Genomic DNA, 14,648 nt, shown 5'->3' with positions numbered 1-14,648 from the left:
TGCGTGTCTCAGTACAAAGTAAATTCAACAGAAATTGAAACGTACTGATATGGACACCTACCCACCAAAGCCGTCAGTCTCAGTACAAAGTAAATTCAACAGAAATTGAAACCTGCGACGGGCGGTTGTCCTCGTGGGTGAAGCCACAGTCTCAGTACAAAGTAAATTCAACAGAAATTGAAACGTCGGATTGGCTTCGTCGCAGGTCCAAACACAACCACAGAGTCTCAGTACAAAGTAAATTCAACAGAAATTGAAACGATTCTCCCTCCTCCAGATCGACGGTAACTGAGTCTTCGCGTCTCAGTACAAAGTAAATTCAACAGAAATTGAAACATCGTCGTGACTCAGGCGTTCCTGACGCATCTTGATGGATTAGAAATCTTACCGAATATAGTTGTAACCATTATTGTGCTTGTTCTTAATAAAATCACAGAGGCGCACACATCGACTTGTTACTGTTGAGATTGTAGTCTGCTTTTTGCTTGTTTGTGCAGCCGCGAGATTCGTCTTCGAACGTATTCCTGTAGGTCATCGTCACAGCAGTAGATGTAACAGCCTTGCATTCCTCGAGTCAGTAGTGTCCGATATGTATTCTTGATTAGCTCATCAGCAAGCTCTTGCGCTTTTTCTGGCTGCTCTCTGGACATCTTCTTCATGCCATGTACTGATGAGTCCTGTCCAGCTCGTTCTCGGAAGTCAGTGACAAGTTCGCCATCTTCCATGCGAAGATCTGGACCAATGATTACCCCAACATACTCGAACTCCAATCCCTGACAGGTGTGAATACACCCGACTTCATCGATTGATCCTTCATCAATCGCCCATGGATCGTCGACCTGAAGGTTCCAGCTTCGTCCGTAGTCTCCGATCTCAATGTCAACGTACTCTGGGTCATCTTGATGGTCTGTGTTCCAATCCCAGCAATACCCTGCAACAACGCGTGAGAGTCCTTCCTGTTCGTTTTTTCTCTCGATAGCCTGATGAAGTGTCTGTGGATCATCAAACAACTGGATGTCATAGTCTATTTGTCCGTCACGAACAGAGGGTGCTGGTTCAATCTCCAGTAGATCATCGACCCACGTAATGTAGTCTGCGGAGCCAGTACACCGGAGCTGGGAGTCCAGTGTCATTTCAGTGATCTCCGCTCCGAGATCATTTGCATGTCTGTGAATCTCCTCTCGTGATCCGATATCCTTGATGTGCACACGCTGGCTTTCGTCAATGAAGAAGACGCTAAACTGAGATGCGTTGATGATTTCCATAATCTGGTTTTCGCCACGTCCGAAGAAATTCGACTCTTCGTTAAGTCGATGTGCTTCATCTGCGATCAGTGCATTCACCTCATTTGGCTCAGCATCAACGAAACTTCCAGCCCCAGTAAACAGGTGGTTGATCTCTTTGACAAGAAGATCTCCTTGTCGAAGCTTCTGCTCGTACACCTCTCGAGGGGCCTGGTTCTTTGAGACATACTGAGCAGTGAGATCGTGCTGAAGCAACTCAACGAGAATGTTGACTGCAACGACCGTCTTCCCAGTTCCGGGCTCTCCCTCAACAATGAGAACGTGTTTCTCGTCGTTTTCGTTTGCCTGCCGAGCCAGTTCGATGGCTTCTTCGAAAACAACCTTCTGCGAGCCCAGTAGTGTGAACTCTTCGTTTCCTTCGATCATACTGAGAATAACATCCTGCAGCGACTTGCTCGGACGAAGTTCACTCTCGGCAATAGTGCGGAGAAGTTCGCCCTCATCGCCGTGTGCAAGTCGGTCCTCTAAATACGCACGCAGCTCAGGAACTTCACCTTTAAGAAACACTGGAGCTTCTTCGGTATACTCTGCATAGATTGGATTTTCCAGTTCATCCCGATATTCTGGCTCGTAGTTGTGGAGATACGCAACTGGATGGAGGTCAATCGGACGTTCTTGAATCTCTACATTGAAGTCATGGAGAAAGTTTGCGTACGACCAGGCCTGATAGCTTGGATGCGTTGTTTTTCGGATATCACCGCCAAGGTATGTTTCCACGATGCCATCATTTCCTTCTACTCGCTGGGTCGTCTCGCCGTCCCACTGTTTCAACTCCATTACGACAACGTTCTCGTTTCCTTCTTCATCACGCCCGGATAGCATGAGATCAACGCGATTGGATGTGAGTGGGATCTTAAATTCGATAGCTACTCCGACATCATTTGGGACATCACTTCGCAGAAGAGTGCGGTAAATAAACTGGAATGAGTTTCGCCATGCTTGGCGTTCGCCGGGGCTGACGCCACCGATCTCCTGTTCGGCAAATGCAGCATCGATTTCTTCTACCAGTTGGTCGGCATCAATATCATCTAGCAGGCCTTCGACAGTATTCTCATAGATCAGCATTGTCGCTATTCATTGTATTTTCTGTTACTGCCGTGATATTCATCTTTCGGGTACCGCTCCCGGTTCTTTTCAAGTTTGGATTCGAGTGCATTCTCAAGGTCGACATCATATAGGTCAGCAAATCGAAGAATGAAAAACAGCACATCTGCAATTTCTTCTTCAACGTCCTCGCGTGTGTCCGGGTCCGCTAAAAGTGCATCTTGATCATCTTGGTCCTTGAAACGGAACAGTTCCAGTAATTCATTTGATTCAGTACTCAGTCCAATGGCGAGTTCTTTTGGCGTGTGGTACTGTTTCCAGTTACGTGCTTCACAGAACTCTCGGACTTCTTCGTTTAGCTCATCCATTGTCGAATCCAACAGTGCTCTATCAATAAGTATTGACATCTTTACGGACTCGAAAGCTGGAGAAACCCCGAGCGGTGGGCGATTCAGGTTTGCCGTTCAACAAGAGACGTACCGTGGACTACCTCACTCTATGACAGTATTAGGCAATTAAGGTTCTTGCTGAACGCAGTAAAACAGCAGTATATGTCTGGAAACTAATAAGTTGGTCAATGCAAAATACAGAGTATGAGTGCAGCAAAACAAGGTTGTTTGATCTGAGCGGTTGGTGCCGGATCAGACGTCAGCAAATCTGTGTATCCAATGGTGGTCTCCTCAATCTTTAACATTATCCCGCTCACATATGGAAGCATGACTCAGTTGTTCATCGCTCCAGCAAGTAAGGGTACCGAGACACCTTATCAACATCTTCAGATGACAGTTAATAGCCAGGTTGATAAAAATATAGTAAAGAACCACACGAAACTGGGTGATAAAGCAGCGTCGCGACTTTGGGGTGTTACCTCCGGGAAAATTGACCATTGGAACAAAATTCAGCCTAATGACTGGATTCTTTTCTACGTAAGCGATAATCAAATTGAGTGTGCTGCTAAGGTATCCGCCACAGAACACAACCCAGACCTGTCACAGGCTCTTTGGGACGATTATCTTCATCCAACTGGTAGCGACCATCCGACCGAACCCTGGGATTACTTAATCCATCTTTCCGAACGCAAATCTCTAGATCTAACTGCAGGCAAGCTTCGTGAAGAGCTTGGATATAGTTCGAATTACGATTTTCCAGGGTTTTCGAGAGTTGCAACTTTTCGACAACAAAAACTTAGGAAAAAGTATGGTAGTGTTGATGGATTTATACGCGGGTTTCGATCTTAACATCTTTTTTCATTCCAAGCTATTCTATGCTGATATTTAACGAAGTTTCTGCACTGAGAAATTAGCGGCCTTCGTAGATTGATTCTCGCTTCGTGCAACACTCGCGTGTCATACCTTGCGCGGCATTCCGTGACAATATAATACAGCCGATAGGTGTTTCGCCAGATTGGGTAAAATCGGATAGTGAACTACCCCTGCCTACTCGCCGCCTTCGCTGGATCCTTGAAGACGGGGGCTTATCGCCTGCAAAAGTTGAATCTGGTGTCAAAGGCCACAAATTAGACATGGTCAGTAAATAATTGATTCAGCGTGCTAGAGCTGAAACGAGAGAAGTCGTCTTACTGAATTCAGATTCTCCGTTGGCCCAAATATCAACCACAATTTATAAACAGACTCTCTGGCTTTATTATTCTAAATTGAAACGTTCAGATATACTCATATTTCCTCTGAGGACTACCTAATATGCAAAATGACAAACGTCTCACGGCTGACCGATGGTTTGGAAAAATTGACGATCGACTTGATCACTTGCGGAGAACATTTGAACATGTCGACGCGAACAACCCAACTGAGGAGTCACTTGTCGAGTGGGTGTTGGAAACAACAAATGCACAAACTGAGGATGCAGTGAACAGACGGCTTCGATTTCTCAAATCGATACAACTGCTGGAACAGTCTGACAGCAGCTACCGACTAACAGAACACAGTCAAGAATTTCTGGAAACTGGTGATTCTACTATTATCTTTGAGAGACTCCGGATCAATATTACTGGATTTGACAACCTTATCAAGGCAGCAACTAGAGGGCCACTTACGAATGAACGGTGTCATGAAATCTTGGCCGAAAATAGTGATTTTGACGAAAATGTTGGTGTCGCTGTTCAGCATCGTGAGTGGTTACAGATGCTTGGTATCATTGAGGAGTCTAATGAAGGGAATGAATACACGCTCACCGAACAGGGTGAAGATATCTATCAAGAAACTAAATCGTCAGAACAGGGTAGCGAAGACGCAAAGGTTTCGTTTGAGCTGAATAAGCAATATGCTCGGAGTGACCTGCATGACGAGTACGGCGGTAATCGACAATCCGGTATTGCTCCAGTTGCCGATTATCCGGTGATCTTCCTTTTTGCAGGCTCAAGCGGGGAGTATCACGGATACGAAGACGAGTTTCTTTCTGATGGGACGTTCAAATACACCGGTGAAGGACAGGAAGGTGATATGGAGTTTATTCGAGGAAATCGAGCGATTCGTAATCACCAGGCCAATGACGATGAACTTCACCTCTTCTGGCAGGAAGGAGAAGGAATGGTCAGGTATTTGGGCCAATTTGAGTATGTCTCTCATGAGTGGGTACGACTTCCAGATACACACGGTGATGAACGAGACGCAATTCGTTTCTCACTCGCCCCTGTTGGGGATATTATGATTCCGGACGGTGGCGATTTTAAACGGCTGGATCCATCAGAATCCAGCAGAAGTGATGACTCCACTAATCAGTCACCCTCCGTGTTCATGGCCCGGGGCTACAAAGACGACCCATTCCATCGGCACGTAGCCCGCAGTTTAGCAAATTACTTCTCTGAATCAAAACGCTCTGAGCTCAAGCAGATGATTGATCAGTATCAAGAACAGCAGGAACTCTCATTTGATACGGATGAGATTTTTGAGCTTCTCGATTCAGATACGGTGACAGCGTGGGGAACGAAAGACAAAACAGAGGATGTGGAACTCTTCGAACAGATGAAGGTCGGCGATCGGTTCATAATGCGGACTGGGCAACCGAGTGAGGTCCGTTACATTCAGGAAGTAGACTTACTTCTCGGTGAAGAGGTGCCTCTTGATTTGCGAAAAGAGCTGTCTGATCGGATTTGGACCAGTTCTGATTATGAGTATATCTGGTTTTCAGAAAGTAAGATAGCCGATTTGCATTGCCCACAAGAAGAGTTTGAGGAGATTGTTAGTGAAGCAATTGAGGGATTCGAAATTGAAGACTGGTTTCCGAGTCAGGGAAAGAATTTTACCCGTATTGACGACGATGTGTTGATGGAACTGGGCGGTCAGAAGTCCTTCCTAAAACGGCTTATCAACGAATTTGACGGCCAACTCCGCGAACCGAACACGGAGAATCATTTTCTTCTCAATGCTGGCGATGAGGGAACTGAGTTTACAGATGACCAGTTCTTTGTGATGAAACAGACCGAGGTAGACAACTGGCAACAGGTAGAAGACGCTGAGAACGATGGGAACGTAGTTATCCACGAAAACGGGACTATTCTCGGGTATGGTCGGCTCGGTAATTTTGAGGGTGAGCGGCGAGATGACGGCAACTACAAGCTAGCTAACATCATCGATTGGCACGAAGCAACGGGTCAAATAGACCATGTTGGATCAGAACTGGATATCAGCTTCATGAGTGCCGCTGATGGTTCTGGCATAATCCGTCCAGCTCAGGATCCTATCACATCGATCGAAGCTGATGATTATGCGATCATTCGGAGCTCTCTTGATGTTCAAACCGCAGAAAAGTCTGAAGGTTCCGACGATACTCCAGCAACCTCCGACTATTGGGACAACTTGAAGCTCGGGCGTGAGAGGATGGCTGATTTTGTTCAGAATCCCAGTGAGGAGACGCTCAGGAGCCTTATTGATAATGAGCTCTTGTCCACACAACTTCCACTCAATGTTAAGCAAACTATTGCGGGCATGCTCCAGCGTCACAGCCCTGAGGAGATCGCTGAAGCCATCCAGACGGCAGCAGAGAATCAGTCCCCAGAAACTCTTGATCAGATACATGGAGTCGGGGTGACGAAGGCGAGCGAACTACTCCGTCTGTATCAGCCAGACACACACGCCATGTTCACAGAACGCTCCAAAGTTGGAATGAAGGCTCTGGGCTACCCGGTTTCGGAGACGGAATCAGATGAATCGTATCAAGAGTTTGTTGAGTATGTTCAGGAGGCAATTGAGTTATTCGACTTGCCTGAACTAGCTGCAGAAGTCTCTGATAAGCCGATTCCAGACTGGGCGACCAAGTTTGATACTGCCGACTATCTCTTTGCAAAGCATTTCGGAGACCACCAGTTCGAGCTCCCTCCTTCAGACGCCTGTTCCAATGAGGTTCCATCTGCACCATACTACTGGGTAAATCAGACAAACAGCCCTGACGAGATAGAACAGGGGTATCTTGAGGCAACGCCAGACAATGCTCCAGGGCATGATCTCAGCCGACTTGAGGAAGGCGATACTGTATTCCATTTTGCGGGAGGGGAAATCATTGGCTATTCGGAAGTAACCGAATCTGCGACGCTTACTGCTACTGGTGATGGGCCTGCATGTCGAGTTGAGGTTTCACTGACAAAATTTAATCCTCCAATTGCGTTTGCTGATGTATTCAGGCGGCTGGCACGATCTGATGTGGCTTTGGAGCATTACTATCCGGTCAATGAAGCTGGTATTAACCAGGGATATCTTTTCAATCTCTCTGAGGATGCAGGAGAGTATCTGCTTGAAGAAGGGGGTGTAAAAGAGCCACTAGACAACCCAGTGATTAACCAGTACAGAGAGCAGGAAGATTGTGCTGTTTGGCAGTTCACAGCGAGCCCAAGCACGCTGCTTACAGTGCTTCGGCGCGGTAGTCTTCCTCTTCCAGATGGAACCGATGGGACAACTGATCAACGGGACGAGTGGATCAATACCAAGCAAGGAGACGTCGTCATCTTACAGGCTGACTCCGAAGAACGAAATTTTGAGTCAATTGATATTGATTCGAATGGCGGCATTGTTGGAGTTGCGGTTGTGAAGGATCACGATCAGAAGTCAGATCGGTGGTGGTATGACGAGCACGAGGCGCTTCGGTATCCATATTTGATTACCCTTGATGAATTGCATGCCACTGGTGATCTTAGCCAGATTAACTTTGAAGAACCACTCTTTGCAATGGAACACAGCGATCTTGTTGACGAGATCGATGCACTAATGCAGAACAGTATTTCATGGTCGAACGTTCCTGGAGTCGAACAGATCCAACTCAACACTACGCTTTCACCAGGCGCTGATGATTACACCAGTTTGACTGATAGCCAGCATGATGTGTCTAATCTTATGCAACCCTTGTTCCAAGAGTTGGTTCCGAACCTACAGGAAGTGACACGGACAGACGATTTGCCCGCTATGTTGCCTGCCCCGAAATCACTTCCAAGCGAGGACCGTCGCGAACTTGAGACTGAACTCGAACGTACAGGTCAGGTTGTTTTGTTTGGACCACCGGGGACCGGAAAAACGTTCACCGCTACTCGATTTGCACACTGGTGGATCCATGAACAGACCGATCGACCAAAGACAACTCGATTCCGGACAGTCACTTTCCACCCTTCATTTTCGTATGAAGATTTCATGGAAGGACTTACTGCAGAGGCTACAGATGAAGGACAGGTTGAGTACAACTACAAGGACGGGACGTTCAAGGAGATTGTTCAAGAAGCGCGATCGGCTTATCTGAAGGCGAACAATCCTGACGATGTGCCACGATATGTTCTTCTCATCGACGAAATTAATCGGGGGAATCTCTCCCAGATATTTGGCGAAGCGATTACTCAACTTGAGATGGACAAACGGCTTGGACAAGATGATGCTGTGACGGTGCAGTGGGCACACTCTGGCGATTCGATAGCTCTCCCACCGAATCTTTACATTATTGGCACCATGAACACTGCTGATCGGTCGATTGCTCTTATTGATGCAGCTCTACGTCGTCGCTTTGGCTTCCTCTCATTTCCTCCCGACTACGGTGTATTCCCTCGGGTATATGACTTCGATTCAGCACAAGAGATTGAAGATCTCGCTGAAGATGTTATTTCCGGTGACCGAGAACAAGCTGTACCTCCGAATAAACCGAGTTACTACCCATTACTGGCACTTTCAATTCGAGCACTGCGGGCAATTAATGAAAACATCATTGATAAGAGTGACTTAACCAAGGGCAAGCGGATTGGTCATTCATACCTGCTCGGAATCGAGTCTGAGAAGGAACTGGTGGCTGCTTGGCAACACGATATCCTTCCACTGCTTGAGGAGTATTACTTTGGTGACTTCAATCGCCTTCGGAAAGAAGTGTTTGAAGTTGACATGACTGCTGAGACAGAAGTTGATTCTCGGCTGTTCGATCAGGATAATCATGAGATTGCACGAGTCGATGCAGATGATCTTGAACAGGCTCTTTCAACGTTTGTCGATAATCACGAGTTCTCATGAGTCAACATGCTAATCCCCCCGAGCAACCAGAAGCAGCTACTGCGGTCGACAGTAGTAGGGACATCACTCCAGGAGAAACGCATCATGTTCGAGAGTCGGAAACCACAACGTGTTCTCTTGAACGAGAGGATATCGAGTATTTGCGATCGGAGTGGGATGAAGTCGATATATCCAACGATGGACAGACGGCGCGCGTAAAAGTCAAAAATTACGTTGGAATTATCGGGCTTCCGAGCGGTGACTCGCTCTCAATCAAGCCGAAAATAGACTGTAATTTATTATATCTGTTGGCGTATTCTGGCCACATTGATGAAGATCTTGTCTATGACGCTGAGGATGCAGGGTTCGAACCAGGCGACGATCTTGAGCAGATTCTGGCTCAACTGTTTTTGACTGAGCTTGAGCGCGTGCTTCAACGAGGGCTCCAGCAGGAATATCAACAGCACGAGCGCACTGAAAAGCAGTTACGTGGACAGTTACGCATCCAGCAGCAACTTGAACGACAGGGAGTAGCGCCAACTGCATTTGAGTGTAGATACGCTGAGCTTACTCATGATACACCACTTAATCGGGTTATTCTGGCGGCGACATCCTGCTTGTGCTCATGGTTACAGCCATCAAATCTTCGATCCAAGCTTCTTCAGCACCGAGGACGACTTCGACGACAGGTATCTGAGCAACCAATTTCAGAATCTGTTCTTGATGACCTCACACTTACACGCCTTGACCGACACTATCGACGAATCGTTGCTCTGGCCGAGCTTATTCTTAAAGAGCAACTAATTGGAGGCCTTGATCGACCGGATCAGCCTCTCCCTTCCTTAGTATTTAACATGCCAAATGTGTTTGAGTCGATTACTGTCAGAGCGATTCGGTCTACCATCGATCAAGAGACATACCGTATTACTGAAAATGACCTCGGGGATTTAGCGGAATCACGATCAGGGGATGAAACTCGCTCACTTGAACCCGACTTGGTGCTCCGTGATCGGACGACAGACGATTGCGTTGTCGCCGTTGGTGATGCAAAGTGGAAGACAGATGATAGTCCTTCCCGGGGCGACTTCTATCAGCTTGCTGTATATCAAGCACAGGAGGAGACGCCTGGTGTTTTTGTTTATCCTGATGGGACTGAGACAGAGACACGAGCATACGATTATACAGAAAGTGCTGCCCGACGTGGACCGTTACTCGTCAGGTCATTAGATGTGCAAGAGACAGATAGTATTTCAGAGCGGTACGATGATTATGTGGGATCTATCAAATCGAGTGCAGAAGAGATCGTTGATGACCTTTTGGCAGAAGTATGATCATAGTTGACTTTGTGTTCCAAAGGTATGGTGAACCGCCTCGGGGTCAAGCCCCGTGGCATTCGCCTCGACAGCCTGTAAATCAAAAGTGATGGATCCACTCGATGGATTTTCTCAGCGCAGTCACCACTATAGCGCAGATCAATATCTCAGTTCATCGCTAAGCTGTTCTGTCATAACAAATCTACGTCTTGATAATAGCTGAAAAGTCGAATATGAAGTAATAAATCGTAGAGATTTATTGAATGAACAGTTACTTGTTCAACTATGGCACAAGCTAAAGGCAGTTTTTCTGGATGGGAACCACGGATCTCAGCCAGAACCCCACTCGGAAGGGAGATAAGCAGAGAGGCATTTGAGGGATACAGAATTGAATTTAACCTTGTTCAGGTTTCAAAAGACGATGAAACGAAACACGTTGACGAGCCGCTGTCTTTAGAAGTAAAAAGCGTATCAGATCGGTATATAAAACTTGAAGATATCCCTATGTATCTTCGGAAGAGCCTTCCAAAACACGTCGACAGTGCTGTCTTTGATGTCCGAAAAATCACGAGCAATGGCACCGATGTTAAAACATTCTCTGCAGCTCAACAGTCGGGGTCGGAGCCTTCAGAAGCAGACAGATCAACGACAGAACCGTCGATAGGTACTGATTATACGGGGGAACCTTCCAGAGAGTTATTGGAAAGTATCACGGCGAATGTACTAGATTCGCTCGGCTACACGACAACAACGAATGACTATCGAACAACAAGAGAAGGACCAAAAGCAGAGGTTGATGTCTGGGCTGAGAATCCACAGGAAAACTTTTCAATCTATGTATCCTGTAAAAACTGGAATTCTGAAGTGGGACGACCAACGGTAGATGAGGAAGTTGGTCGGGTGATTAACCTACGACGCTCATCTGTAGCAGTGAATACTTTGTGAGTGGAGTTCGTAACTGGCTCCAAGATGGTCAGCAGAGAGAGCGTGGACGAGGTTTTTCTGCCTGACAAGGAGGATTGTCTGGAGTATCTCCGTGAGCAACGATGGCCAGATGAGGTGACGTGTCCGCACTGCGAGAGTGCGGACACGATCAAGAAGGGGACGACGAGAAAGGGCGCTCAACGCTATCGCTGTCACAACTGTGACAGCATTTTCAACGATCTTACCGAGACTATATTTTCCGAGCACAGGCTTTCACTCCCGGAGATGTTCCATATCATTCGCGGAATGGAAGAAGACAAGACAGCAGAGATAACTCGAGAACTTGACCGAACATACAAGACGGTCTTGGACTTCGTCTAATGAGTATGAAAACTTTTGTGAGCTAAGCTCGATAGAAGAGTAATGGAGCGCTCACGTCGAAAAGAAATTAAGCGTCACTTGACTGAGGAAGAAATCGATAAATTACTGCGTGAGACCGAAGACGATCACCACCTCCGCAGGCTTGGATTTTTGAAAAATCTCTACCAAGGCGACTCGATCCCGGAGGCCGCCGACCGAGAAGGTCGGTCGGCCACCACCGGTGGTCGCTGGGCCGACGCTTGGAACGAGGACGGCTTAGATGGACTGATGCCGAGTTTCGGGGGCGGCCGGCCCCCGAAACTCGACGAGGATGAGCAAGAAGAGCTGGTCGAGATGCTTCGTGACGGCCAACCGTGGAAATCACAGGAGATTCAGCATCTTCTCCAGGAGGAATTCGGCGTTTCCTACAGTCCAAATTACCTTGGTACCTTCCTTCGGGAACTCGGTCTCTCATACGCGAAACCACGGCCAAAACGTCCACATCGACCAGAGAATCCTGATGAAATCCTCGAAGAGCGCGTCGATGACGCGCTCGACGAGGGCAACCAGCCACACAACAAACGTGAGGGAGAAGACGAGAAAGGATGGACTGTTGACGATGATATCTGCACCGATGGTGGTACAGTCCTCGGATTTTTTGACGCATCGAAGCCACAACCGTACGATAATTCACGACGTGTCTGGTACGTAGACGATCCACACATTGAGCGGGAGTTAGTCAAGACACACGATTCTGCGGTTGGATTCTACGCGCTCAACGGCGAGAGCTTGGTTGAGTTCACTGAAGACGAAAAGAAGGAACGAATCTGTGGTGTATTAGAAATGGTTCGCGAGCAGAATCCCGGCAAGCGGATTCTGCTCGTTTTGGATAAGCACGGAGCTCATAGATGTAAATACACGCGCAAGCGTGCGCATGAACTCGGAATCGACCTGATTTTCATTCCATCAGGCTCACCGCACCTCAACCCAATCGAACAGGTCTGGAAACATCTCAAGTGGACGATGGCACCGATTGTCGTTGACAACGAAAGTGAATTCAAAACCCTTGTTCAGAGAACGTTCGAGAAAATAACGAACCGTGTCAGCTTCGCAAAGAAGTGGTGTGAGAAGTTCCTTGACTTTCAAAAGTTATCTTAGTCATTACATGAAGTCCAAGACGCTCTCGACGACGATCCAGAGTTTGATCTCACCGGTGTTTGCGAAGCTGATGAGGTCTACGTCGTGGCTGGTGAGAAAGGTCTCGATCAAGATGAACCGCGTGATCGTGGGCTCAAAAAAAGGGACGCGGAACCTTCGAGTCAGACAAACCGCCAGTCGTGACACTCGTCCGTCGCTCCGACGGACGAGTTCGGTTCCTCGTTCGTGAGAATCTCGAAGACGTAGACGAGGACATCGTTGAATACGGCGATGAAGACGATCCGGCGATCCTCTGCACAGATCAGTACAGCATCTACAACGGAATCGACGAGTACGACGAGATTGATGGCCATCTCGCCATCAATCACGACGAACACTACGTCGTTGGTGATGCTCATACAAACAGCTGTGAGAATCGCCACAGCTTCCTTCGCAACTGGTTGCGAAGGTTCCGAGGCGTCTCAAAACACCATTTACAGGGCTATCTGAACTTCTTCAGCCTCACACTCAACACAGACCGTTGGTTCGAGAAAATCCTAAGTACTGACTTCTACAGATGAGCGTTGTTGAGTTTTCTCCCCAATGTGTCGCTTAGCTCTGTTCATAGATCCGAAGATAGTAGCCTTATGTATCATAATGGACGTGAGTGGCCGTCTTGTAACATAAGGCGAGCATATATTCCTACAGCGCAGGTGCACATGCCTTTAGAGAGGTCTGGTAATCCCATTTGGCAAGGGTGTCACTCAGCGGGTTTCATACCTGTTACTGCCTTTCTATGCCTCATCTCTGCCCGAGATTGGTGACACATTCGCGCTGTGCATCTTGGACGGCACTTCTGATGAACATCTGGTAAGAAGCACACCTCACCGGTCACTACTTGTCCTGTACTGACCGGTAAGCCATTGTCTGAGCACCGTCAGCATCGTTTCATCCACTGGCTTCTGAATCGCGGAATGAGCGCCCGGAACGGAATTCTGTGAGTTCTGCGATCTGGTCTTCGAGTTCGTCGATTTCGTCGCGGAGTTGGTCGGCTTCCTCGCCCTCTGTGGCGGCGAGTTGGTCTTTGAGTCCCTGGAGGCGGGTTTCTTTCTCGTCTTCGTTAACGTCGGCTTTGCGAACGTACTCACGTTCGTCGATTTCGTACACGTCGGTTTCGGAGAGTTGGGTCACGTCGAGGGCGTCATCAACTTTGTCGGCATCGACGGTGGTGAGGCGTTCGCGCTCGATGCCAGCCGACTCGAAAGCATCCAGCACCAGCTCATCGTCTTTGAGCGAGCGATTGCGGCGGGTGGTGCGCTGGACGGAGCCGAACTGCCCGCTGACGGGCTGATCGTGATGGAGACGGTCGAGCAGGAGGCTCCGAATCTCTTTGCGTAGTTCGTTGGCATTGCGCTGCACGTCCGACAGCAGCGTGTAGAGATTAACGAGTGCGGGTGTTTCGGTGTCTTCGAGGGCAGCGAGATCGTGTCGTTCGAGGGCGTCGATGAGCAGGAGTGCGTCAGTGTACACGTCCACGTCGGGTTCTTCGCGTTCCTGGTCGGCGTCGTCGGTTGTCTCTTGGGCTTTGACCAGTGGCGAGCCTGTGGACTGCTCGCTCTCGGTAATCGTGGCTTCGCGGTCGTCGATCTCGAAGCGAGGATGCAGGGAGAGAACTGTCGCATATGGTTCTGCACCCCGCGGGAGCCGATCAAGCTCGAACTCGCCGTGGGTATCTTGAATCCGCTGGTACAGTGTCTCAAACTGGTCTTTCTGGAGTGGGATCGTTTCATCGTCGTCGCGGTATTGTATCAGGACGCGATGTTCCTGGTTGTCGGTGATCTGAAACGCCTTGTTCGAGAGTGGCGTAACCAGTGTGGCGTCAGGGGGAAGTTCGTCGATATTGTCAAGGAGGTTGTGCCATGTCGTCGTGAATGGCATACGAGTGTGTAGTTGACCGACCACAAAAATCGTGGTGTTCACCAGACCGGTGCTTCACGGTGTAGTTTCTGACCTGTCGCGGGAGTTGTGGCAAGTTCAGCAGTCTGGTGGAATCCGATGAACAGCATCGTCCGACGTATCTTTTTACGCTCATCTGT

General features: G+C 48.3%; 8 protein-coding genes, 2 pseudogenes and 1 CRISPR repeat array (1 of these 11 only partly in view). Of the genes and pseudogenes, 7 read left to right on the top strand and 3 right to left on the bottom strand.

Going from position 1 to position 14,648, the window contains the following annotated elements:
* Positions 1 to 336: a CRISPR direct-repeat array (repeat unit 36 nt; unit sequence GTCTCAGTACAAAGTAAATTCAACAGAAATTGAAAC); it reaches 282 nt to the left of the window's first position.
* Positions 337 to 455: 119 nt separating this feature from the next.
* Entirely contained in the window at positions 456 to 2,369 is a 1,914-nt protein-coding gene (locus K0C01_RS05135; protein WP_221170953.1) for a DUF2075 domain-containing protein, read from the bottom strand.
* Positions 2,370 to 2,374: 5 nt separating this feature from the next.
* The gene (locus tag K0C01_RS05130; protein ID WP_221170952.1) at positions 2,375 to 2,716 is read right to left on the bottom strand and encodes a nucleotide pyrophosphohydrolase; all 342 of its coding nucleotides are present in this window, start codon (positions 2,714 to 2,716) and stop codon (positions 2,375 to 2,377) included.
* Positions 2,717 to 3,064: 348 nt separating this feature from the next.
* Between K0C01_RS05130 and K0C01_RS05125 the strand changes: the two genes are divergently transcribed.
* The 7 genes and pseudogenes from K0C01_RS05125 to K0C01_RS05095 form a co-directional block, all read left to right on the top strand.
* Positions 3,065 to 3,586 (top strand): hypothetical protein, encoded by a 522-nt coding sequence (locus K0C01_RS05125; protein WP_221170951.1) that lies wholly within the window; start codon positions 3,065 to 3,067, stop codon positions 3,584 to 3,586.
* 462 nt (positions 3,587 to 4,048) lie between these two features.
* On the top strand, positions 4,049 to 8,839 hold the full coding sequence (locus tag K0C01_RS05120; RefSeq protein ID WP_221170950.1) for an SRA domain-containing endonuclease: 4,791 nt from the start codon (positions 4,049 to 4,051) through the stop codon (positions 8,837 to 8,839).
* Complete coding sequence (locus K0C01_RS05115) at positions 8,836 to 10,149, top strand: McrC family protein (protein ID WP_221170949.1); 1,314 nt, start codon at positions 8,836 to 8,838, stop codon at positions 10,147 to 10,149. Before K0C01_RS05120 ends, K0C01_RS05115 begins: the two co-directional genes overlap by 4 nt.
* A 267-nt stretch (positions 10,150 to 10,416) precedes the next feature.
* Positions 10,417 to 11,076 (top strand): restriction endonuclease, encoded by a 660-nt coding sequence (locus K0C01_RS05110; protein WP_221170948.1) that lies wholly within the window; start codon positions 10,417 to 10,419, stop codon positions 11,074 to 11,076.
* 24 nt (positions 11,077 to 11,100) lie between these two features.
* Positions 11,101 to 11,433: pseudogene (locus tag K0C01_RS05105) on the top strand (transposase); the annotation flags it as partial.
* 45 nt (positions 11,434 to 11,478) lie between these two features.
* Positions 11,479 to 12,573: an IS630 family transposase gene (locus tag K0C01_RS05100; protein WP_221170741.1), complete on the top strand. Its 1,095-nt coding sequence runs from the start codon at positions 11,479 to 11,481 to the stop codon at positions 12,571 to 12,573.
* Positions 12,574 to 12,576: 3 nt separating this feature from the next.
* A pseudogene (locus K0C01_RS05095) lies at positions 12,577 to 13,133 on the top strand (IS1595 family transposase); the annotation flags it as partial.
* Between the two features lie 367 nt (positions 13,134 to 13,500).
* Here the strand turns inward: K0C01_RS05095 and K0C01_RS05090 are convergent.
* Positions 13,501 to 14,490, bottom strand: a complete 990-nt coding sequence (locus tag K0C01_RS05090) for a DUF7983 family protein (RefSeq protein ID WP_221170947.1) — start codon at positions 14,488 to 14,490, stop codon at positions 13,501 to 13,503.
* Positions 14,491 to 14,648: the final 158 nt, after the last annotated feature.

This window comes from Salinarchaeum sp. IM2453 (assembly GCF_019693215.1).
Taxonomy (GTDB): domain Archaea; phylum Halobacteriota; class Halobacteria; order Halobacteriales; family Salinarchaeaceae; genus IM2453.
The sequence above is the reverse complement of the archived record's forward strand: the minus strand, read 5'-3'. Positions and strand labels throughout refer to the sequence as shown.

What these genes read in the sequence shown, in the direction of transcription:
- K0C01_RS05130 (WP_221170952.1), bottom strand. Translation starts at nt 2,716, where the DNA reads ATGGATGAGCTAAACGAAGAAGTCCGAGAGTTCTGTGAAGCACGTAAC.
- K0C01_RS05100 (WP_221170741.1), top strand. Translation starts at nt 11,479, where the DNA reads ATGGAGCGCTCACGTCGAAAAGAAATTAAGCGTCACTTGACTGAGGAA.
- K0C01_RS05125 (WP_221170951.1), top strand. Translation starts at nt 3,065, where the DNA reads ATGACTCAGTTGTTCATCGCTCCAGCAAGTAAGGGTACCGAGACACCT.
- K0C01_RS05120 (WP_221170950.1), top strand. Translation starts at nt 4,049, where the DNA reads ATGCAAAATGACAAACGTCTCACGGCTGACCGATGGTTTGGAAAAATT.
- K0C01_RS05115 (WP_221170949.1), top strand. Translation starts at nt 8,836, where the DNA reads ATGAGTCAACATGCTAATCCCCCCGAGCAACCAGAAGCAGCTACTGCG.
- K0C01_RS05135 (WP_221170953.1), bottom strand. Translation starts at nt 2,369, where the DNA reads ATGCTGATCTATGAGAATACTGTCGAAGGCCTGCTAGATGATATTGAT.
- K0C01_RS05110 (WP_221170948.1), top strand. Translation starts at nt 10,417, where the DNA reads ATGGCACAAGCTAAAGGCAGTTTTTCTGGATGGGAACCACGGATCTCA.
- K0C01_RS05090 (WP_221170947.1), bottom strand. Translation starts at nt 14,490, where the DNA reads ATGCCATTCACGACGACATGGCACAACCTCCTTGACAATATCGACGAA.